The organism is Micromonospora noduli (genome assembly GCF_003264365.1).
Lineage (GTDB): Bacteria > Actinomycetota > Actinomycetes > Mycobacteriales > Micromonosporaceae > Micromonospora > Micromonospora noduli.
The window spans coordinates 111,306-133,229 of sequence record NZ_PYAK01000008.1; the positions used below are offsets into that span (position 1 = coordinate 111,306).

A 21,924-nucleotide genomic window follows, 5' to 3' on the forward strand; every position below is an offset into this window, starting at 1 on the left:
CCCGACCCGTTCCAACTACGCCGGTGGCACACCGGCAGTGAGTGAGAAAACGATGTTGAACGTTCCGAGTGGAGCCTTCGAGATGCAACTACTCCACGAAGCGTTGACCCGGGCTCGAATGCGCCGGCCTCAGGCCGGTCGTACCACCACGAGCACTGAGGCAACCCGATCCGCCCGTACCGTCGCCATGACCAGCCGCAACCAGGCGGCTCGCGACCTGGGCGTTCTCTAGTACCACCCCACGCAGAAGGGCGGGTGCCGGTCGGCACCCGCCCTTCCCCATGTCGTCAGGCGCCCGGGCCTCGACGGTCAGGCGACCGGGGCGAAGCCGGGCAGCCAGCGCTCCAGGATGCTTCGGTACGGCGCCTTCGCCTCCAACTGGCAGAGCACCCCGATCGACCCGAGTGTCACCCGGTGGATCAGCAGGTACGAGGGGGGCAGATTGAGCCGCTTGCTCAGCTGGTAGGTGGGGGAGCGGGGGCTGGCCAGTCGACCCGCCTCGGCCCGTAGCCAGGCCCGGGTGAACCGGAAACCGTCCGCCGCGATTGGCTCCAACATGGGGCGGATGAAGTCGAGCACCCCCTCGGCGTCGATCTCCTCGGTCGAGCCGATGAACCCCTCCGACCGCAGCCCTGCCACCACCTCGTTGGCATCGCCGCGCAGGGCCGTCGCGGCGATACGGCCGATCGGCTCCGGGGTGCCCTCCGGCATCCGGGCCACCGCACCGAAGTCGATCACCCCGAGCCGACCGTCGGGCAGCAGCCTGAAATTTCCCGGGTGCGGGTCGGCGTGCAGCAGCCCAGCCCGCTGCGGCGCGGAGAGGTGCAGGGTGGCCATCAACCGACCCGCCTCGTCGCGCTCCTCCTCGGTGCCCTCGCGGATGATGTCGGCCAGCGGGGTGCCCGTCACCCATTCGGTGACCAGCACCCGGGGTGAGGCGTCGACCACTTCCGGGATGAAGATCTCCGGGTCGTCGGCGTACGCGGCGGCGAAGGTGCGCTGCGACTCGGCCTCCAACTCGTAGTCCAACTCCTCGGTGATCCGTTCGCGCAGCTCGGCCAGGAGTGGCTTGACGTCCAGGCCGGGCTGGATGGCCCGGAACATCCCACCCAGGCGGGACAGCTGCTTGAGGTCGGCGAGCAGGGCGTCGCCAGCCCCCGGATACTGGATCTTGACTGCCACGTCGCGGCTGTGCGGTGCACCCGATTCGTTGTACCCGGGCTCGCGCCAGCGCGCCCGGTGCACCTGGCCGATGCTGGCGGCGGCGGCCGGGACGTCGTTGAACTCGACGAACAGGTCCCGCCAGTCGGGGCCGAGCTGCTCGGCCAGCACCTTGTGCACGCTGGCGGCCGGCAGCGGTGGCGCCGCCTCCTGCAGCTTCGTCAGCGCCTGCCGGTAGGGGGCGGCGATCTCCTCCGGCAATGCCGCCTCGAAGACCGACAACGCCTGGCCGAACTTCATCGCCCCGCCCTTGAGCTGGCCCAACACGCTGAACAGCTGCTCGGCGGTGCGCTGCTGAATCTCTGCGGAGATCACGTCGGAGGCGAGCCCGGTGACGCGCTTTCCCATCCCGAGAACGGTCCGGCCGGCGAAGCCGAGCGGCAGGGCGGCGAGCTTGGCGGTGCGGGACACGGCGCGGCGCGGGATGTCGGTCACACGGTCATTGTTACCGACCGGAGGGCCCCGCTGCTGCTCTGCGGCTGGGCTGGTGCGGACACTCGGCCTCGCGAGCACCCACACGCCGGGTGTGGCGGCCAACCCCGACGACGGAAACGACCGGCACCGGTGATCTCCATGGCACCACCCAGCGTCTCCGGCTGGCCGCCGTCCAGCTGCGTCAGCGCCTCGGCCACCGCGTACCCGCAGGCGACGAGCAGCGTGCCGGTCGTTCCGGCGGCCACCGGGTCGGCGGCGGCGAGTTGAGCGGCGAGCCGTGGCCAGTCCGGGTCGCGATCGGCCCGGTGCAGCTCGACGCAGTGCAGGCAGGGCCCGGCGGGTGGGCGGACCAACGGCCCGATCACCGGTACGCCTTCGCGCAGCGTGACCAGCAGGTGCGGCTGCCGGCGCTGGGCGAGACCGGCGGCGAGCAGCGCCGGAGGCCGGTCCGTGCCGAGCTGGATCACCAGGTCGATCCGCCCGGCGCGGCTCGGCCGGGTGCCGGTGCCCGGTGCGACGCGGTTGACCGCAGCCCGCACCGCCGGTGCCAGCGGCCGACCCAGCTCGGCGGCGGAGATGCCCGTGCCGATCAGGTCGACGGGGCGTACCGAGCCGGTGAGCTGGGGAATCACCTGCCCCACGCCGGACTGGGCCAACGCCACCGTCAGCGGCCCGCCGAGCGCCCCGGCGCCGGTGAGCAGGACGCGAGCCGCCCGCCGCCTACGTAGAACCTGCGCGGGGGTGCCGGGCAGTCGGGCGGCGGCCAGGGCCAGCGCGCCGGCCTCCGCCGCGAGCCGGGCGCGGACCGGGCCGGTCAGGTCGCGGGGGAGCAGGCTGTGCGCGGGCACCAACAGGCCGGCGCCCCGCAGGGTGTCGAGCAGGGTAAGCGCGTCGTCGACGCTGACCTGGGCGGACGCCGCCTGGGCCAGCACGGTGCGCTCGCTGCGGGTGCCGTCGAGCAGATCGAGCAGGTGGGCGGCGCGGGGGTTGGCCAACTCCAGTAGGGCGGCCGGCCCAGGGCCGACGCCGAGTTGAAGGGTGTGCCGGTCCCGCCAGAGCCGGTTGAGGCCGGGCAGCAGGGTGGGGCGGGGCAGTACGGTGCGGCTCATGGTCACGAATCGTGATCGCAACCTCGCGTTCGGTCGATCGTTGTCCACAGGCGGTCAGGCCGCTGTCCAGCGCTATCCACAGGGTTTGACGGGTTTTCCACAGCCCTTCGTGCCTGCTGTCGGTCACCCGACAGCGCTACGGCAGCGGTGGCAGGCACTCCCGATTCGGCAACGGGGGTGGGGCGGCCACCCGGCCACCCCACCCCCGTTCACCCGTTCGGGTCAGACCTTGGCCTTGCCCAGGATGCGGTTCACTGTTGTACCGCATACCGGACACTTGCCCTTGGCCATGTTCATCCCGGTCTTCGAGACCTCGACGTGCCCCTCGAAGTCCCGCTTCTCCTTGCACTTCACGCAGTAACCGTTGTAGGTCGTCTGGGCCTGGTCGGCCACGGTGCCCTCCTCGTCTCGTCCGCCGGTCAATGCCGTTCCGGCGGGGTGCCCGGCGGCGGGCCACACGGGGCGCCGGCGCTGGGTCTCACTCCGCGGCCACCTTCGTGACCGCTGGTTCGCGGACCCTACCCAGGTCTGGGCAGTTCCATGTCAGCTGTGCATCGACACTGTGAGCAAGTCGACGTCGAGAGTGTGCATGGCGAAATAGGTCGGATAAGTCAGTTTGGCGGGGACACGCCGACCAAACCCTGACAGCCACCCGTGCGAGTGCCCCCGCGGCGGCATCCGGGGCGGTGATCACCTACGGTGGAGACGTGCCGCGCACCGGCGCCATCGGCGTTCACCAAGGGTGACGAGATGGCGCGATGACGCTGCGGTCAAGAAATTTTCGGGACGGCTGGCGACCAATCACCATTTTCTGGGCGCGTGTCGTGCGGTTGACTCTTGCGGACCCCTGGTCAGTGGGCATTAGCTTTCCCTCGTGACACGTAGTCGAGGCTGCGCGGGCCAGTGATGGCGGGGACGCGCAAGCCGGTCGTCGAGGTGCGGCGCAGTCAGCGTCGACGACGCACGGTGTCCGCGTACCGTGACGGTGAGCGAGTGGTCGTCCTCATCCCCGACCAGTTCTCCCGTGCCGAGGAGAGCGAGTGGGTCGATCGGATGCTCGCCCGGCTCGCCGCCCGGGAGGGGCGCCTCGCCCGCTCCGACGACGAGCTGCTGGCCCGCGCCAATCGGCTCATCGACCTCTACCTCGCCGGGTACGCCACGAAGGCGGTGCCGGCCAGCGTCCGGTGGGTCACCAATCAGAACGGCCGGTGGGGCTCCTGCACACCGGCGGACCGCAGCATCCGAATCTCGCACCGCGTCCAGGAGATGCCCGAATGGGTGATCGACTACGTGTTGCTGCACGAGTTGGCGCACCTCATCGTGCCCAGCCACAACGCCCGGTTCTGGGCGTTGGTCGGTCGCTATCCCAAGGCGGAACGCGCCCGCGGCTACCTCGAAGGGGTCGCCGCCGCCTCCTCCTGCGCACCGCTTCCCACCTGATCCACACCCCCCGACGCGCGTGATCGACCTAGATCCACTCGCCTTCCTGAAAAACGCGCTATCCGCGCTGCTGGGACACCGCGACTTCAATGAAGCCGGGTTGATCATGCCGTCGAGCCGCGCCAGGGCGCTCCGGGGGCGGGCCGGGTGGGGTGGCTGTGTGGGGTGGGGCGCTAGGGTCGGGGGATGGCGCGACGGGTGGTGGTGGCGTTGCTCGGGCCGGTGCACTGGTCGCCGCCCGGCGTCGACCTGGCGCAGTGGCGAGCGGCGCTCGCGGAAGACGTCATCGACCTGTTCGCCACGCTCAACGAGGTGGAGGTCGCTGTCGCGGTGACCCCAGCCGACCGGGCCCTGGCCGATGCGCTGGTGTGGCCCGGTACGGCGGTGTACGAGGTGGCCGAGCCGACGCCGAACGCCGTGTTCGCCGCGCTGGAGGGGTACGACCAAGCGGCCGTGCTGGTCAGTGACGTGCCTGACCTGCCCGCCCTGACCGTCGGCAAGCTGCTCCGCCCACTCACCAGCCGGCCGGTCGCGGTGGCCCCGGTCGAGGGCGGCGGCCCGGGTCTGCTCGGGGTCGCGGTACGACTGCCCGCGCCGGACTGGCTGCCGACGCTGGAGCTGGACACGGCGACGCCGGCTGAGGCGCGTGCCAACGCCCCGCGCCCGGGTGACGTGGCGGTCACCACGGGTTGGCGACGACTGCGCGGTCCGGCTGACCTGGCCACGCTGGACCCGGCCTTCGAGGGCTGGGAAGCGACCCGCGCCCTGCTCTCCGGGTCGGGCCGACCCATCTGAACCGTCGGCACCGCCGAACGCGCCGCGGGTGCCCGCTGCCGATCTGCGGGCACCCGCGGCGCAGGCCGTCGATGTGCGGGCGTCAGGACTTGGTGTCGCCCTCGCCGTCGGTCTCGCCGGACGGACCGGGCTGCCCCGACTGACCCGACGGACCGGGCTGATCCAACTGGCCGGGGGCCTTCTCCTCCACCCCGCCGGGGGCGGTGAAGTCAAAGCTGTCCAGCTCGCTGAGGTCCATGTCGTTCATCGCGAAGGCGACCGGGTCGGCGAAGTCGTCGTCCGACGGGAGCAGGTCCGGGTGGCCCCAGACGGCGTCGCGGCCCTCGATGCCACGGTGCTGGGTGAGCGCGGCCCAGAGCGCCGCGGCCTCGCGAAGTCGGCGGGGGCGCAGTTCCAGACCGACCAGCGCGGCGAAGGTCTGCTCGGCGGGACCGCCGGCGGCCCGACGACGGCGGAACGCCTCGCCCAGCCGGACGACGTTGGGCAGCCGGTCGCTGGCGGCGCTGTCGACGACGTGGCACACCCAGCCCTCGACCAGGGCGAGTGCGGTCTCCAGGCGCGCCAGTGAGGCCTTCTGCGCCGGGGTGTCCTCCGGGGTGAAGATGCCCTCCAGGGCGATCGCCTGCATCGACTCGGGGTCGGTCGGGTCGACCCGACCCATCGCCTCCTCGATCGCCTCCCGGTTGACCCGGATGCCCGAGGCGTACATCTCGACCGCGCTGAGCACATGCCCACGCAGCCACGGGACGTGCTGGAACAGCCGCTGGTGGGCGGCCTCGCGCAGCGCCACGTAGAGGCGGACCTCGTCCTCGGGCAGTTCCAGGCCCTCGCCGTACGCCCGGATGTTGGCGGGGATCAGCGCGGCCGTGCCGGCCGGGCCGAGCGGCAGCCCGATGTCGCCGGCGGAGAGCACCTCCGCGGCGAGCGAACCGAGGGCCTGGCCCAGCTGGCCACCGAAGAGCGCGCCGCCGAGGGAGGCCACCATCGACTGCATCGGGCCGAGCTGGGCGCGCGCCTCCGGTGGCACCAGGTCGCCCATCGCACCGACCATCCGGCTGGCGACGGGGTCGCACAGCTTGCGCCACACGTCCAGCGTCTTGAAGATCCACTCGTTGCGGTTCCAGGCAACGGGGTTCTGGATGCCGGAGGGCCACGCCGAGGCGGGCTCCAACCACAGGTCGGCGAGGCGCAGCGCCTCCTCGACCGCGTTGCGCTCGTACATCGACACCGCCGGGTCACCGGCGGCCGCGAGCTGGCTGGCTGCTACCTGCCGGGCCAGGTCCCAGTTGACCGGCCCGCTGCCCGGCGCGGAGAGCAGGTGCTGCAACTGCGACATGAACTGCTGCATCTGCGCGGGATCGTTGGGGTCTGGTGGTTGCCCACCCGGGAGCGCGAAACCGAACGGAATATCAGGCACGACATCTACGGTACGCGGACCGCGCCCCAGGTAGCCGCCGCTGGCGTTGCGCTGAGGGCGAAGTCGCGCGGCGCATCCGGCGGGTGACCCGCAGCCGGTCGGTACGCTCTGCGGCATGAGACGTCGTGGCCTGACGGTCCTGCTCGGTGCCCTGTTCACCGCCCTGCTGAGCATCGGGGTGCTCCGGGTGCCGATTCCGTACGTGGTGCTGGGCCCGGGGCCGACGGTCAACACCCTCGGTACGACCGACGGTAAGGAGGTCATCCAGGTCTCCGGTCGGGAGACCTCGACCTCGGCCGGCCAGTTGCGGCTGACCACGGTGGGGGTGCAGCCCACGGTGCGGTTGCGGGGGGCGATCGCTGGCTGGTTCTCTGACGACGAGGCGGTGGTGCCGCGTGAGCTGGTCTACCCGCCGGGGGAGTCGACGGAGCAGGTCGAGCAGCGCAACGCCGAGGACTTCAAGGCGTCGCAGACCAGCGCGGAGACCGCCGCGCTGCGGGAGCTGGGCTTTCCGGTGCAGGTGGTGATCAAGACGGTGGCCGGGGACGGCCCGGCGGCCGGGGCGCTGAAGGCCGGCGATGTGATCACCTCGGTGGACGGCCAGCCGGTGCCGGTGGCCGCGAAGGTCACCGAGCTGGTCCGGGCCAAGCCGGCGGGCACGGCGTTGACCATCGGCTACACCCGTGACGGCGTGCCGGCCACCGCGACCGTGACCAGTCAGGAGCAGGACGGCCGACCGCGGATCGGTGTCGAGATCGATCAGCAGCAGCCGCACCCGTTCACGCTCGGCATCGACCTGGGGGACATCGGTGGGCCGAGCGCCGGTCTGATGTTCGCCCTGGGGATCGTGGACAAGTTGACCCCGGCCGACCTCACCGGCGGCCAGATCATCGCCGGCACCGGCACCATCGACGACGAGGGTGCCGTCGGCCCGATCGGCGGGATCGCCCAGAAGCTGGTCGGCGCCAAGCGCGCCGGGGCGAAGGTCTTCCTGGTGCCGGCGGACAACTGCGCCGAGGCGGTCCGCAATCCGCAGCCCGATCTGCCGCTGTTGCGGGTGGGCTCGTTGGACGAGGCGATGACCGCCCTGGAGACGTTGCGCGCGGGTGGTCAGCCGACGCGTTGCTGACCGGTGTGACCGTGCCCCGACACGCTCAGGAACACCCCGTACTCTGGGTGCCTGGTCGGAGCCGATCATATCGAGCGTGCGGAGCCAACAGTGGTCATGCGAAGCAGCAGCCCCCTCCCGAGGATGAGCCGGCGCGGGCGCGTCACCATCGCGGTCCTGGTCGGGGTGTTCGTGCTCTTCACCCTGCTTGGCTGGGGTGTCCAGGCGTGGACCGACTGGCTCTGGTTCGACGAGGTCCGCTACACCGAGGTCTTCACCGGCGTCCTGCTCACCCGGCTGGTGCTCTTCCTCGCCATCGGCCTCGGCATGGCGCTGATCGTCGGTGGCAACCTGTGGCTGGCCTACCGGTTGCGCCCGCGACTGCGTCCGCACTCGGTGGAGCAGGCGACCCTGGAGCGCTACCGGATGGTGCTCAGCCCGCGTCTCGGCACCTGGATCTCGCTGACCGCCGCGGTGGTCGGGCTCTTCGCCGGTCTCTCCGCGCAGAACCGGTGGAACCAGTGGCTGCTCTTCCGCAACGGCGGTGACTTCGGCATCAAGGACCCGGAGTTCGGGGTCGACATCGGCTTCTACGTCTTCCAACTGCCGTTCTGGCGTTACCTGCTCGGGGTCGCCTTCACCGCTGTGGTGCTGGCCGTGATCGGCGCGCTGGCGGTGCACTACCTCTTCGGCGGGGTCCGCCTGCAGGGCGTCGGCGACCGGATGAGCAACGCGGCCCGCGCCCACCTGAGCACCCTGGTCGCGGTCTTCGTGCTGTTGAAGGCGATCGCGTACGTGTTGGACCGGCGGGCCATGCTGCTGGAGTACAACGAGGGTGCCAAGTTGTACGGCGCCGGCTACGCCGACGTCAACGCGTTGCTGCCGGCGAAGGAGATCCTCGCCTACATCTCGATCGTGGTGGCGATCGCGATCCTCGTGTTCTCCAACGCCTGGATGCGGAACCTGGTCTGGCCGGGGATCTCGCTGGCGCTGCTCGGCGTGTCCGCGGTGGCCATCGGCGGCATCTACCCCTGGGCGGTGCAGACCTTCGAGGTCAAGCCGAGCGCCAAGGACAAGGAAGCGCCGTACATCCAGCGCAGCATCGACGCGACGCGGGCGGCGTTCGGGTTGGGGGCCACCGAGACGACACCGTACGCGGCGAACAACCTCACCCCGCCGGCGAACCTGGCCACCGACACCTCGGTGGTGTCGAACGTGCGACTGCTCGACCCGCAGTTGGTCAGCGAGACGTACACCCAGCTCCAGCAGGTGCGTGGCTTCTACGACTTCGGTCCGAAGCTGGACATCGACCGGTACGGGGTGAACGGCAAGGTCTCCGACTACGTGGTCGGCGTCCGGGAGATCAACTACGGCGAGCTGACCGACCAGCAGAACACCTGGATCAACCGGCACACCGTCTACACCCACGGGTACGGGCTGGTGGCCGCCCCGGCCAACCAGGTGGTCTGCGGCGGGCAGCCGTTCTTCGTCTCCGGCTTCCTCGGCGAGAAGACCCAGGAGGCGTGCTCCTCGCAGACCGAGCAGATCCCCGCCAAGCAGCCGCGCATCTACTACGGCGAGCGGATGGCGGCCGACGACTACGCCATCGTCGGGCAGTCCGACCCGAACAAGAAGGCCGAGTTCGACAGGCCGGTCGGTGAGGGCGGCGGCGAGTCCTACACCTACACCGGTGAGGGCGGTGTGGAGATCGGCTCCTTCACCCGGCGACTGCTGTACGCCATCAAAGAGCAGGAGTCGAACTTCCTGCTCTCCGAGGCGGTCAACAAGGACTCCAAGCTGCTCTACGTGCGCAACCCGCGCGACCGGGTGGAGAAGGTCGCGCCGTTCCTCACCCTGGACGGCGACCCGTACCCGGCGGTGGTCGACGGTCGGGTGCAGTGGATCGTGGACGGCTACACCACGGCGGCCTCGTACCCGTACGCGGAGAAGGTCAACCTGCAGACCGAGACCACCGACGAGTTGACGAACCGGGGCACCTTCCAGCTGGCCCGGGAGGACGTCAACTACATGCGTAACTCGGTGAAGGCCACGGTCGACGCGTACGACGGCACTGTGAAGCTCTACGAGTACGACGACACCGACCCGGTGCTCAAGGCGTGGAACAAGGCGTTCGGTGGTGACCTGGTGCTGCCGAAGGCGGAGATCCCGGTCGAGCTGACCGAGCACCTGCGTTACCCGGCGGACATGTTCAAGGTGCAGCGCAACCTGCTCACCAAGTTCCACGTGACCAACCCGGGTGACTTCTACTCCGCACAGGACTTCTGGCAGGTGCCCAACGTGCCGGACGCCCCGGACAGCGGCCAGAAGCAGCCTCCGTACTACCTGTTCACCCAGTTCCCGGGGCAGGAGAGCCCGCGGTTCCAGCTCACCTCGGCGGTCACCCCGAACGGCCGGCAGAACCTCGCCGCGCTGATCTCCGGGTCGTACGTCGAGGGGAAGCCCCGCCTGGAGGTGCTGGAGTTGCCGGACCAGACCCGGATCTCCGGCCCGGTGCAGGTGCACCAGCAGATGACCAACAACGCGAACATCCGTCAGCAGCTCAACCTGCTCTCCAGCAACCAGGCGCAGGTGCAGTACGGCAACCTGCTCTCGTTGCCCTTCGCCGACGGCATGCTCTACGTCGAGCCGGTCTACGTGAAGAGCAACCAGCAGGACGCGTACCCGCTGTTGCAGAAGGTGCTGCTCTCGTACGGTGACGGTGGCTCCTTCGTGGCGCTCGCCGACAACATCAACGACGGCATCAAGCAGTTGGTCGAGCAGGGTAAGAAGGCCGGGCAGGGCACGTCGCCGCCGCCGACGACCGGGGGTAACCCGACGACGCCCACGCCAACGCCTTCGGGCACGGCGACGCCAGCACCGACGGCGACCCCGAGCCCCGGCACCCCACCGCCGCCGACCGGTGACCTGGCCGCCGCCGCGGACCGGGTGCAGACCGCGATCACCGAGGTCCGGGCCGCGCAGACGTCCGGCGACTTCGAGCGGTACGGGCGGGCGCTGAAGGCCCTCGACGAGGCGCTCACCGCGTTCCAGCAGGCGCAGCAGGCCGCTGGTGCGCCGGGTGCCAGCCCGAGTGCCGGCGGCTGACCCGCCACCGCGCGCAGTTCCTCCCCGAGCCCCCGTCGCTCGGACCGCATCAGGTCCGAACGGCGGGGGCTCGGCCATGTCCTGATCTGTGCGCATCTGTCACGTCGCCGACAGCACCCTCCACCACCGCAACCTGCGACGCCGGTCCGCCGTCCTCCTTGCGACGGGGTGGGAACGAGGGGGGTCGGCCGTGCGGGACGCGCAGAGCTTCGATGACTTCTACCGCAGCACCGCCCGGCGGACGCTGCGGTACGGCTATGCGGTCGCCGGCGACCACATCGAGGCGCAGGACCTGGTGCAGGAGGCGTACACCCGGGCCTGGCGGCAGTGGGGGCGACTGTCGTCGCATCCGGCGCCGGAGGCGTGGCTACGGCTCGTGGTGGCCCGGCTGGCGACGGACCGCTGGCGGCGTCTGCACCGTTGGCGGGTGGTGCTGAGCCGTACCGGACCACCAGCGGTCGCACCCCCGCCCAGTGAGGACGGGGTGCTCCTGGTCGGGGCGCTCCGGCAGTTGCCCGCCACGCACCGGCAGGCGCTGGCCCTGCACTACCTCTTCGACATGTCCGTCGAGGAGATCGCCCGGGAGACCGACGTCCCGGTCGGCACAGTGAAGTCCTGGCTGTCCCGAGGCCGGTCCCGGCTGGCCGCGCTGCTGCCCGACCTCTGCGCCGTGGAGTTGGAGGCGAACGATGTCAGTTGAACTCTCTGACCTGTACCGGTCGCTCAGCACCGTCGCGGACGGGCAGGAGCTGACCCATCCCGAGTCGCTTCGGCGGCTCGCCGACCGGCGGGCCCGAGCCCGGATAGCCGGCTCGACGCTCGCGGTGGCGCTGCTCGTGGGCGGGGTGGCCGTCGGTGGCCGACTGGCGTACCCGGCGGACGGCTCCGCGCCGCTGCCGCCGCCCGCCGACACCCCTGGCCCGGTGCCGACCGGGGCGCCCGCGACGTCCGGGCCGTCACCCACGCCGACCCCGGCGTCGACACTCTCGTCCCCGCCGCCGTCGCGGACCACCACGAGCGGTACGCCGTCGCAGCCGGCCACCGGACCGGCGGCACCTCGGCCGCCCACATCGATCCCGGACCGTGCCTTCTTCGTGCTGGCGGCCCCTAACCGGACCGGGCTGGAATCTTCGGGGGACGGTCCGGCACTGCCGACGCTGTGCGGGACGCGCCTGTCCAGCGACTCGGCCATGGTCCAACGCCGTGGCCGCTACCTGGCCTACAAGTTGCCGGAAACGCCGACGGGGCACGTGCCGGACGGCAGCTACCGGCACACCATCACCATCTACCGGCCAGGCCGCGCCGACGACGCGTTGCGGGAGCTGCGGCAGGCCGTGCGCGGCTGCCCCGACCAGAAGCTGCCCGACGACAGCAGGACGTGGCGACAGCGGCTGCTGGCCTCGGGGGTGTACGGGGACGAGTCGGTGCTGTTCGAGATGCGAGCCCCGATGCCGGACGGGATGGGCGAACCGGGTACGGAGGAGGTTCGGTTGGTCCGGGCGGTCCGGGTCGGTGACGTGGTGACAGTGCTCTGGGAGCAGGGTTGGGAGCACACGGCGGTCGTTCGGTCCCAGGTCGACGCTGACAGTCGACGGGCGGTCGCGGCGATCGAGAACTGGCTCGACTGACAATGCCCAGGTCAGAGCTGTCCGTGTCGGCGGTATCGCAGTCGCTTTGCGGTGTCCCGGGTCGGTGCGCTACGGTTATCGAGCCGACGCGGGGTGGAGCAGCTCGGTAGCTCGCTGGGCTCATAACCCAGAGGTCGCAGGTTCAAATCCTGTCCCCGCTACGAGAGAAACACCAGTTCAAAGCCCGTCTCCGGTTTGCCGGAGGCGGGCTTTCGGCATTCCGGGGTGCCGGCCACAGGGGATGGAGACCCCACTGATCATCGTCCAGAACGGGTGAGTTAGTCTTAACCAGTCGACGCGGGGTGGAGCAGCTCGGTAGCTCGCTGGGCTCATAACCCAGAGGTCGCAGGTTCAAATCCTGTCCCCGCTACCACTGAAAGTGATATGAGTCCGGCCCCCACACTGTGGGGGCCGGACTTGTTTGGCGCCGCTGTCGCAATGATGGGCCCCGGAGGGCCGGCACCTCGTCGGCACCGGCCCCGGGGGGTCTACCGCAGGCCGAAGGCCCGGGTGACGGTCTGGGTGACACCGCCACCGTTGCGCTGCTTGGCGGTTACCCGGATCGACACGAAGTCGGCAAGGTGCGGCGCGTTCAGCGACGCCTGCCAGGTGCCCTTCTTCTCCCGCAGGTCCTGTCGCTGCCAGCTCACCCCGTCGTCGTAGGAGATCTCCAATTGGAGTGACGACACGGCGTCCCGAGCCGCGGTGCTGCCCACCACCACTGGCGTGATCGAGAAGTCGGTTCGGCGCTTCGTCCGACCCGCGAAGTCCACGTCCGTTCCGTAGTCCAGTTGGACCAGCGGGATGGCCTGCACCTCGGTGCTGCCGCCGGAGACGAAGCTCCACTCGGTGTGCGTGGCGGTCGAGTACGGGCTGAACTCGGGCTTGCCAGTGGTCTCGACGACCAGTCGGTACGGCAGCTTCTCCGGTGACAGGTCACCCGCGCCGACCTCCGGCCAGCCGTCGAACTGGGTCAGCTGCTTGTCGCCCTGATAGAACGTGGCGATCTGCGACATGCTGGCCCCGCCGCTGTGGGCGGCGCCCGCGTCGCCGAACCCCTGGATGTAGGCGCTCATGGCGGTCTCACCACGGAACGGGATCTCGGTGCTGAGCAGCCGTGGCCGGGTGATGGGCCCGAACCAGCGGTCCTTCTGCACGCTGCCCGGCCGGTACGCGATGGCCTCCGTGTTGGACCGCGCCCAGTCGGCGACGTCGGCGTACTGCATCCACTTGATGCCGCCACCCGCGGAGACCCAGTCGGTACGCGGCCCCGGCTCGACCGGCTCGAACGGGAACGGCCGTGCCGCCGCGTACTCGTACGGCGGGAAGTCCATTCGGGTCTCGCTGGACTGCTTCCCCGGGGGCGGGGAGAAGGTGAGATCGATCCGGGCGAGGTTGCGCGGGTCGGTCTTGGCGGACGGGTCCTTCGGCACCCCGCCACTGTGGTAATCCACCAGGTCGTACAGGTACTTCGCCCTGGGGTGGGCGACCACTACCAGTCGTACCGGGTTGCGGCCCGCGGCGGCGATCTTCTGGATCAACGCCTCGCCCTCGTCCATGGTCACCGAGGCCACCGGGATCGGTCCGGTCGTCACGGCGTCGGGGTTGCCGTACCAGTCGCTCCTGCGGCCCGCCCGGTCGTTGACCACGACGAGCATCGCCGCACCGGCGGTGTGCGCCGCCGCTGCCTGGTCCGTGGGGGTCACCGAGTCGTTGGCGCGGACGACCACGGCCCTGCCGCGGGCGGAGACGCCGGCGTAGTCGGCGGCGCCGCCGACGCCCGCGAAGACGGTGTCCAGACGCGAGGTGCCGTCGGGCAGCGGCGGGGAACCGGGCTGCGCGAGCGGGTCGCTGAGGTGCCGGCCGTGATAGCTGATCGCCAGCGGCGTCTGCTCGGCGCGGATCCGGGTGGTGAAGACGAAGCTGCCCTTGCGCACCTTGTCAGTGGTCGGCAGGGCCCACAGGCTGTCGTAGGCGGCGCCCGGCCAGAACGTCTCGCGGAGGGCGCTCCAGTCGGCGGGTGTCGGTTCGCTCGAGGTGAAGGAGCGGTAGACGTCGATTCTGCTGTTGACGACGGCGGTCGGCTGGGGTGTCGCCACCTTCACCTGGCGGGCTCGCGCGGCGTCGAGTTCCACGACCCGGTTGGTGGTCAGGTCGACCTCGGGAGCGGTCAGCATCGCGAGCCCGAGGGAGCGGGGCCCGTGCAGACCCTCCACGTCCGCCGCCGTGACGACGGTGTAGGAGCCGGGCGCCAGGCGGGCGGTGAGCTTTCCGTCCGGCACCCACATGAAGGCGGAGCCGGTCTCGGCGTTGACGACCTCGACCTCGCCGCTCATGGGCCGGCCGGCGCGGTCCTTCAGGTGGATGGTGAGGTCGTACTTCCTGGACTCGACGGCGACCCCGACTGCGGTGTGCACCTCGCCGGCGGCGAAGCGGGCCGTGACCTGGGCGGAGTACCTGCCGGCGGGAAGGCCGGCCGGGGCCACCACGACGTCGACAGTCGCGCTGGCCCGGGCGGGCACCGTGACGCGGTCGGCGGTTGCCGTGAACGTCTGCGCGGGGGAGGTGCCGTGGTCGACGGAGAGTTCCAACGCGATCGGGCTGTCAGTGGTGTTGGTGTAGGTGATCGTCCGCTTGATCGGCTGTGGTGTGCTGCCCCAGCCGACGAGTCCGGCGTCCACCGACCCGGATGCGACGACCTGGTCCTGGTGGTAGGCGGCGGCGACGTTCAACCGACCGCTGCCGGCCTGGTAGGCGTCGTAGTCGGGCGTGCGGACGCTGGTGCTCATCAGCGCGTCCTTGATCTGCCGCGCGCTCCACGTCGGGTGCTTCTGCACCAGCAGGGCGGCCGCCCCGGCGACGTGCGGCGCTGCCATCGAGGTGCCACTGTCGGCGTAGTAGTAGCCCTCACCCCAGGAGATGTGCTGCGAGCGTGCCGCCAGCACATCCACCCCGGGAGCGGTCATGTCCGGCTTGAGGGCCTCGTCGTTCATTCGGGGTCCGACGCTGGAGAAGCTTGCCAGGTGGTCGGAGGTGTCCACCGCGCCGATGGTCAGCGCGGCGTCCGCGGTGCCCGGCGCACCGAGGGTGTACGGGTCTGGTCCGCTGTTGCCGGCGGCCACGACGAAGAGCGCGCCCGTCTCGGCGGTCAGCTGGTTGACGGCCTGGCTCAACGGGTCGTCCTGGGTGTGCCAGGCGCTCACGCCGAGGCTCATGTTGATCACTTTGGCGTGCTCGGCCCGCGCCGCCCACTCCATGCCCGCGATGATCCCGGAGATGGACCCGCTGCCGTACTCGTCGAGGACCTTGCCGATCACCAGGTCGGCGTCGGGGGCCACGCCCCGTTCCCTGCCGCCGGAGGCGGCGCCCGTCCCGCCGACGGTGGAGGCGGTGTGGGTGCCGTGCCCGTTCCGGTCGATCACGTCCTGGCCGGGGATGAAGCTCCGGGAGGCCACCACCTGGTCGGCGAGATCCGGGTGGGTGGTGTCCACTCCGCTGTCCAGGACGGCGACCCGGACACCGCTGCCGGTGCCACCCGCGGCCCACGCCGCGGGCGCGCCGATCTGGGCGGTGGTGTCGGCCAGGGTGGCCTTCGCCTTGCCGTCGAGCCACACCTTGTCGACGCCGGCCGCGAAGGAGGGTGCCGGGGTGGCGGCGCTGCGGCCGGTCGGCGACTGTCCATCGGTGAGGGCCGACCAGAAGTCCGCTGCCTGCGATCGGCGGGTGCGGATCGCCGCACCACTGACGGAGGGAAGCTCCAGCGTGGTCCGCGCGCCCGGCAGCGTGGTGCCGGCCCTGAGCTTCGCCGCACCCGTCGTGCGGGTGACGATCAGGGGGAGTTCAGCGGTCCGAGCGTCGTCGTAGCCCTGGGCGATGAGCTGGGTGACGTCGAACAGTTGCTTGTCGAGTCGACCGGTGGCGAGGTACGGCAACGCCTCGTCCGGGTACACGTAGGTGTCCCGGCCCTCAGTGGAGACGCGTACGGAGCCGGTGGCGCCCGGGGCGCGCTTGACATCCACCGATCCGGTTGCGCCGTGGACGCCCGGGGTCACCGTCACCCGGTCGCCGGTGATCAGCGTGACCGTGACGGGTGTGCGGTCCGCGTCGCCGCTCGGAGCGGGTCTCGTCGGCGGCGGTGGGGGCGGTGGGGCGCCGTGCGCCGCGGTGGGGGTGAGGAGAGCGGCGACGAGGGTGACGCCGACCGCTGCCGCCGCAGATCTTCGGGTGCGAGAGATCCGCGCACTGTCTACAGAGTTGAGCATGAGGCGAATCCGATCACCTCGAGAGATTCATGTAAAGATCATCATCTTTGCCGGGACGTTGCGAGCGCGTTGCGCCCCGGCCGGAGAGCTTCCGGACGATCCGGTCCCGTGATTCGGCGTGGACCGACGTGCCGAGGTTGCGCCCTTCGGCGAGGATGGGCACATGTCTTCATTCGGTAAGTGGTGGGGCCGCCTGAGCGCGGTCTTCGGTGCGGTCGTACTGGCGGTGTTCGTGCCCGTCGCGGCCTGGGCGTCCACGGGCACCGGCGAACTCGTGGTCGAGGCCGCCCGGCGGCGGGGCCGCAGTGGCTTCGGGGTGCTCCCGCTGCTCTGCTGCCTGGTGGTGGTCGCGATCGTCGTGTTCCTGGTGTTGCGTCTGATGCGCAACCGCCGGGGTGGCCCGCCGCGCTGACCGGGCCCGAGGCGTCGACGGGTCACCAGCGGCCGGCTCCGTGCCGGCCGCCGGTGCTCACACCGCCAGGGCCGCGATGGCCTGGGACAGGAAGCGCGCGGTGGCCTCGCGGGTGCCGTCGCGCTTGACGCGGATGCGCTCCGCGGCGGTGACCAGCAGGGTGCGCACCTTGGCGTGCCCCTTGGGCGGCGGCGCCGGTGCAGGCCCGAGCAGGTCGGCGATGCTGGCGCCGAACTCGGCGGCACGTCGCTGCGCCGGGTCGGTGATGCTGCCCTCAACGTAGCGGCGGACCTGGGCACTGGCGTTCAGCCCCCGCTCGTGGCCGAGAACGGCGCCAACCTCACCATTGGTGGTCAGAAAGTTGATCACGTCGGCGACCGTGTCCGGGTGGCGGGTGCCCCGAAACGCCGCCCAGTACATCGACGCTCGCGCCCACTGAGCCCCCGGCGGGCCGGGAATGCCGACGATGCCCAACTCGGACTCGGTGAGTCGTTGCAGCTCCGGTAGCTGGTGCGACCAGGCGAAGGACGCCGCCGTCACCCCGTTCACCACGAGTTGCCGGGCCGGCTCGCCGCTGTCGGCCTGCTCGACCAGGGCCGCGCTCGGCGTGGCTCGGCCCCGGCGGGCCCGCTGCCACAACTCGAACCACGCGATCAGCTCGTCCGCGCCGAAGCCGAGCTGGTTGCCCCGGTAGAACTCGCCGCCCTGCGACCGCAGCCAGAGCCAGAGCGCCCGGTAGTCGCCCGACCCGTCCATGGTGCCGGCCACCCGGCGGTCGCTGGCCTCGGTGACCTGCGTGGCCCAGGAGATGTAGTCGGCCCAGGTCATCCCTGCGCGGGGCTCCGGCATCTCCAGCTCCCGCAGCAGGTCCCGGTTGAACACCACCACGGCGTGGGTCTGCCCGGCGGCCACCGCCATCGTCCGCCCCTCCACCGTGCCGTAGCGGATCAGACCCTCCGGCAGGCCCCGAAGATCCAGGTGGTGGTCGGTGAGGTCGAGGATGACCTGACGTTGGGTGTACTCGGTCAACATGGCGTCGTCGATCTGGATCAGATCCGGTACGTTGCCGCCGCCCGCCTGGGTGGCCAGTCGGTCGTAGTAGCCGTCGGCACCCTGCCAGGTGACCCGGAAGGTGACCCGGGGGTTGCGATCCGAGTAGAGCCGCAGCGCCTTCTCGGTGAGCTCGGCCCGCTTGGTGCCACCCCACCAGAAGACCGACAGCTCGACGGGCCCGTCCTGGGTCGAGGTGGCGGCGCCGTCGGTGCACCCCGCCAGCCCGCCGGACGCGAGCAGAGGTGCGCCGAGCAGCGCGCCGAGCAGTCGGCGCCGGCCCGGGTCGGCACCGAGGCGGTCGAGCGGGGGTCGAACAACGGGCACGGGGCTCTCCTGGACCTACGGGGGTGGCGGTCGGACCATTCACGCAGGCAGCGCACGAAGGTGTCAACGTCCGTCCGGTCACCCTCGGCTGGGTGGTCGAATCAGGCCGTTCCACTGTCGCGTGGTGTACTAGGGCGCGTGGAACTTCTGCACTCGGGCAAGGTCCGGGACGTCTACGCCGACGGCGACGACCTGATCCTGGTGGCCTCGGATCGCATCTCGATCTACGACGTGGCGCTGCCGACGCCGATCCCGGACAAGGGTCGCCTGCTCACCGCGCTCTCGCTCTGGTGGTTCGAGCAGCTCGCCGACCTCGTGCCGAACCACGTCATCTCGGCCACCGACGTGCCCGCCGAGTTCGCCGGGCGGGCCATCCGCTGCCAGCGGCTGGACATGGTTCCGGTCGAGTGCGTCGCTCGCGGTTACCTGACCGGCGGCGGCCTGCGGGAGTACGAGCAGACCGGCGCGGTCTCCGGCGTCCCACTGCCGCGAGGGCTGGGCGAGGCGTCGATCCTGCCCGAGCCGATCTTCACACCGTCGAGCAAGGCGCCGATGGGAGAGCACGACGAGCCGATCACGTACGACGACGTCGTGGACAAGGTGGGTCAGGCCACCGCCGAGCGGCTGCGGCAGATCACCCTCGACATCTACCGGCGCGGCGCCGAGCTGGCCGCCGACCGGGGCATCCTGATCGCCGACACCAAGCTCGAGCTGGGTTGGGCACCGGACGGCACGCTGGTCCTCGCCGACGAACTGCTCACCTCCGACTCGTCGCGGTTCTGGCCCGCCGAGTCGTACCAGCCGGGCCGGGTGCAGTTCTCCTACGACAAGCAGTACGTGCGGGACTGGGCCACCGGCAGCGGCTGGAACAAGCAGGCCCCCGCCCCGGATATGCCGGCCGAGGTGGTCGAGGCGACCCGGGCTCGCTACATCGACGTCTACGAGAAGCTCACCGGCAACCGCTGGGAGTGACCGCCGCAGCGGCGGTCACTCCACCCAGTCGAGGGTGCGCTGCACGGCCTTGCGCCACTGGCGCAGCTCCTTCTCGCGCAGCTCCGGGGCCATGGCCGGCTCCCACTGCGCGTCGGAGCGCCACTGCGCCCGCAGGGTGGCCAGGTCCGGCCAGAAGCCGACCGCCAGACCGGCCGCGTACGCGGCACCCAGGCAGGTGGTCTCGGTGATCCGGGAACGGACCACCGGCACGTCGAGCACATCGGCGAGGAACTGCATGAGCAGGCCGTTCGCGGTCATCCCGCCATCCACCCGGAGACGGCGCAGCGCCACATCCGAGTCGGCGTTCATCGCGTCGACCACCTCGCGGGTCTGCCACGCCGACGCCTCCAGCACCGCACGCGCCAGGTGCCCCTTGGTGATGTAACCGGTCAGGCCGGCGATCACCCCGCGGGCGTCGCTGCGCCAGTGCGGGGCGAACAGTCCCGAGAACGCCGGCACCACGTAGCAGCCGCCGTTGTCGTCCACGGTGCGGGCCAACTCCTCCACCTCGGCGGCCGTGGAGATCAGCCCGAGGTTGTCCCGCAGCCACTGCACCAGCGAGCCGGTGACCGCGATGGCGCCTTCGAGGGCGTACGCCGGTGGTTGGTCCTTGATCCGGTAGGCGACAGTGGTGAGCAGGCCGTGCGTCGACGGGACCGGGCTGGCGCCGGTGTTGAGCAGCAGAAAGCTGCCGGTGCCGTAGGTGCATTTCGCCTCACCCGGCTGGAAGCAGGTCTGCCCGAACAGGGCGGCCTGCTGGTCGCCGAGCGCACTCGCCACCGGCACCCCGGCGAGCACCCCGTCGGCTGTGCCGTACACCTCGGCGGAGCAGCGGATCTCCGGCAGCATCGCCGCCGGAACACCCATCGCGTCCAGCAGCTCCGGGGCCCAGTCCAGGGTCGTGAGGTCCATCAGCATGGTCCGGCTGGCGTTTGTCACGTCGGTGACGTGCTCGCCGGTCAGCTTCCAGATCAGCCAGCTGTCCATGGTGCCGAAAAGCACCTCGCCGCGCTCGGCGCGCTCGCGCAGGCCGTCGACCTCGTCGAGCAGCCAGCGCAGCTTCGGCCCGGCGAAATAGGTGGCCAGCGGCAGGCCCGTGCGGGCCCGGAACCGCTCCTCGCCGTACGCCGAGGCGAGCTCGCGCAGCAGCGGCCCGGTCCGGGTGTCCTGCCAGACGATGGCGTTGGCCACCGGGCGGCCGGTGGCCCGGTCCCAGACGACTGTGGTCTCCCGCTGGTTGGTGATGCCGACGGCGGCCAGCCCGGACGCGTCGGTGCCGGCGGCCCGCAGCGCCTCGGCGACCACCTGCTCGACGTTGTCCCAGATCTCCTCGGCGTCGTGCTCCACCCACCCCGGTCGGGGGAAGATCTGCCGGTGCTCGCGCTGGGCCACGGCGACGATGTCCCCGGCCCGGTCGAAGACGATGCACCGCGAAGAGGTGGTGCCCTGGTCGATGGCGGCGACGTACTGGGGGGTCACCGCAGCACCGTACCCGGACGGCGGCGCGGCGCGACAGGCGTCACGGCGGGTTCCGGCCCGCCGCCGTCGGCGGCCGTCCGCTTCCCCTACGATGTGCGAACGTGCGCGACATCGCAGTTTTCAGTGGAACCGCCCATCCCGACCTGGCTGCCGAGATCTGCGCCCACCTGGGGGTGCCGCTGCACCCGGTGCGGGTCTCCCGGTTCGCGAACGACTGTCTGGAAGTCCAGTTGCAGGCCAACTGCCGGGAGCGGGACGTCTTCCTGATCCAGCCGTTGGTCCCGCCGGTGCAGGAGCACCTGGTCGAGCTGCTGCTGATGATCGACGCCGCCCGGGGCGCCTCCGCCGGTCGGATCACTGTGGTGCTGCCGCACTACGCGTACGCCCGGTCGGACAAGAAGGACGCGCCACGGATCTCGATCGGCGCGCGGCTCGTCGCTGACCTGCTCACCTCGGCCGGGGCGGACCGGGTGCTCGCGATGACCCTGCACTCGCCGCAGGTGCACGGCTTCTTCAGCGTCCCGGTGGATCACCTGCACGCGCTGCGGGAGCTGGCCACCCACTTCCGGCGCTACGACCTCAGCAACACCGTTGTGGTCTCGCCCGACCTGGGCAACGCCAAGGAGGCAGCGGCGTTCGCCCGGCTGCTCGGCACGCCGGTCGCGGCCGGGGCGAAACAGCGGTTCAGCGACGACCTGGTCAAGATCAGCGCGGTGATCGGCGACGTGACCGACCGGGATGTCATCGTGCTGGACGACGAGATCGCCAAGGGCAGCACGGTGGTCGAGCTGATGGAGCACCTGCGCGGCCTGAGGGTCCGGTCGATCCGGCTCGCCTGCACGCACGGCCTCTTCTCCGGCGACGCGTTGCAGCGGCTCAGCGACCAGGACGGCGTCCTGGAGATCGTCTGCACCAACACGGTGCCCATCCCGGCCGCCAAGCGGGTCCCCAAGTTGCAGGTCCTGTCGGTGGCCCCCGCCCTTGCCGAGGCGACGCGCCGGATCCACAACGGAGAGTCCGTCTCCGCCCTCTTCGCCTGAACCGCCCCGCTCCTTGCCCCCGCGATCTTGCAGTTTCTGCGTCAGAATGAGCGGTTTTAGGCGGTCGTCGGGACAGTAAGTGCAAGATTGCGCAGAGGGGGCG

16 protein-coding genes and 2 tRNA genes are annotated in these 21,924 nt (G+C 70.9%); 11 read left to right on the forward strand and 7 right to left on the reverse strand.

Annotated elements, in window-relative coordinates; translation table 11 throughout:
* Positions 1-309: 309 nt before the first annotated feature.
* The 3 genes from GUI43_RS09050 to GUI43_RS09060 form a co-directional block, all read right to left on the reverse strand.
* A complete protein-coding gene (locus tag GUI43_RS09050; RefSeq protein ID WP_112698549.1) occupies positions 310-1,656 on the reverse strand; it encodes an ABC1 kinase family protein in 1,347 nt (448 codons plus the stop codon).
* Entirely contained in the window at positions 1,653-2,765 is a 1,113-nt protein-coding gene (locus tag GUI43_RS09055) for a TOMM precursor leader peptide-binding protein (protein WP_112698550.1), read from the reverse strand. The genes GUI43_RS09050 and GUI43_RS09055 overlap by 4 nt, the downstream gene beginning before the upstream one ends.
* A gap of 222 nt (positions 2,766-2,987) precedes the next feature.
* The gene (locus GUI43_RS09060) at positions 2,988-3,158 is read right to left on the reverse strand and encodes a DUF5679 domain-containing protein (protein WP_167457767.1); all 171 of its coding nucleotides are present in this window, start codon (positions 3,156-3,158) and stop codon (positions 2,988-2,990) included.
* A gap of 513 nt (positions 3,159-3,671) precedes the next feature.
* Between GUI43_RS09060 and GUI43_RS09065 the strand changes: the two genes are divergently transcribed.
* Together GUI43_RS09065 and GUI43_RS09070 are read left to right on the forward strand one after the other, a co-directional pair.
* Positions 3,672-4,205 (forward strand): M48 metallopeptidase family protein, encoded by a 534-nt coding sequence (locus tag GUI43_RS09065; protein ID WP_091406137.1) that lies wholly within the window; start codon positions 3,672-3,674, stop codon positions 4,203-4,205.
* Positions 4,206-4,391: 186 nt separating this feature from the next.
* A complete protein-coding gene (locus GUI43_RS09070) occupies positions 4,392-5,000 on the forward strand; it encodes a hypothetical protein (RefSeq protein WP_112583691.1) in 609 nt (202 codons plus the stop codon).
* A gap of 82 nt (positions 5,001-5,082) precedes the next feature.
* Here the strand turns inward: GUI43_RS09070 and GUI43_RS09075 are convergent, their stop codons facing one another.
* Positions 5,083-6,417, reverse strand: a complete 1,335-nt coding sequence (locus tag GUI43_RS09075; RefSeq protein WP_249037689.1) for a zinc-dependent metalloprotease — start codon at positions 6,415-6,417, stop codon at positions 5,083-5,085.
* A 115-nt stretch (positions 6,418-6,532) separates the two neighbouring features.
* Between GUI43_RS09075 and GUI43_RS09080 the strand changes: the two genes are divergently transcribed.
* The 6 genes from GUI43_RS09080 (at position 6,533) to GUI43_RS09105 (ending at position 12,631) form a co-directional block, all read left to right on the forward strand.
* On the forward strand, positions 6,533-7,546 hold the full coding sequence (locus GUI43_RS09080) for a YlbL family protein (protein ID WP_181518365.1): 1,014 nt from the start codon (positions 6,533-6,535) through the stop codon (positions 7,544-7,546).
* Between the two features lie 96 nt (positions 7,547-7,642).
* Positions 7,643-10,630: a UPF0182 family membrane protein gene (locus tag GUI43_RS09085; RefSeq protein WP_112600954.1), complete on the forward strand. Its 2,988-nt coding sequence runs from the start codon at positions 7,643-7,645 to the stop codon at positions 10,628-10,630.
* A gap of 190 nt (positions 10,631-10,820) precedes the next feature.
* The gene (locus tag GUI43_RS09090; protein WP_112698551.1) at positions 10,821-11,330 is read left to right on the forward strand and encodes a SigE family RNA polymerase sigma factor; all 510 of its coding nucleotides are present in this window, start codon (positions 10,821-10,823) and stop codon (positions 11,328-11,330) included.
* Positions 11,320-12,258: a hypothetical protein gene (locus GUI43_RS09095; RefSeq protein WP_112698552.1), complete on the forward strand. Its 939-nt coding sequence runs from the start codon at positions 11,320-11,322 to the stop codon at positions 12,256-12,258. Before GUI43_RS09090 ends, GUI43_RS09095 begins: the two co-directional genes overlap by 11 nt.
* Positions 12,259-12,345: 87 nt before the next feature.
* Positions 12,346-12,419 (forward strand) — tRNA-Met (locus GUI43_RS09100).
* Between the two features lie 135 nt (positions 12,420-12,554).
* A tRNA-Met gene (locus tag GUI43_RS09105) sits at positions 12,555-12,631 on the forward strand.
* Between the two features lie 115 nt (positions 12,632-12,746).
* Here GUI43_RS09105 and GUI43_RS09110 read toward each other — a convergent pair.
* Positions 12,747-16,520: a S8 family serine peptidase gene (locus GUI43_RS09110; RefSeq protein ID WP_112698553.1), complete on the reverse strand. Its 3,774-nt coding sequence runs from the start codon at positions 16,518-16,520 to the stop codon at positions 12,747-12,749.
* A gap of 163 nt (positions 16,521-16,683) precedes the next feature.
* Here GUI43_RS09110 and GUI43_RS09115 point away from each other — a divergent pair, with 163 nt between their 5' ends.
* Positions 16,684-16,932 carry a hypothetical protein gene (locus GUI43_RS09115; protein WP_030336617.1) on the forward strand — a complete coding sequence of 83 codons (249 nt, stop codon included), beginning with the start codon at positions 16,684-16,686 and terminating at the stop codon, positions 16,930-16,932.
* A 57-nt stretch (positions 16,933-16,989) separates the two neighbouring features.
* Here the strand turns inward: GUI43_RS09115 and GUI43_RS09120 are convergent, their stop codons facing one another.
* Positions 16,990-18,309 (reverse strand): ABC transporter substrate-binding protein, encoded by a 1,320-nt coding sequence (locus tag GUI43_RS09120; RefSeq protein WP_112583686.1) that lies wholly within the window; start codon positions 18,307-18,309, stop codon positions 16,990-16,992.
* A 138-nt stretch (positions 18,310-18,447) separates the two neighbouring features.
* On the opposite strand from GUI43_RS09120, the gene GUI43_RS09125 reads away from it, so the two are divergent.
* Entirely contained in the window at positions 18,448-19,281 is an 834-nt protein-coding gene (locus GUI43_RS09125; RefSeq protein WP_112600957.1) for a phosphoribosylaminoimidazolesuccinocarboxamide synthase, read from the forward strand.
* Between the two features lie 15 nt (positions 19,282-19,296).
* Here GUI43_RS09125 and glpK read toward each other — a convergent pair whose 3' ends face one another.
* Positions 19,297-20,781 carry a glycerol kinase GlpK gene (gene glpK / locus GUI43_RS09130; RefSeq protein ID WP_112583684.1) on the reverse strand — a complete coding sequence of 495 codons (1,485 nt, stop codon included), beginning with the start codon at positions 20,779-20,781 and terminating at the stop codon, positions 19,297-19,299.
* 101 nt (positions 20,782-20,882) lie between these two features.
* On the opposite strand from glpK, the gene GUI43_RS09135 reads away from it, so the two are divergent.
* A complete protein-coding gene (locus tag GUI43_RS09135; RefSeq protein ID WP_112600958.1) occupies positions 20,883-21,821 on the forward strand; it encodes a ribose-phosphate diphosphokinase in 939 nt (312 codons plus the stop codon).
* Positions 21,822-21,924: the final 103 nt, after the last annotated feature.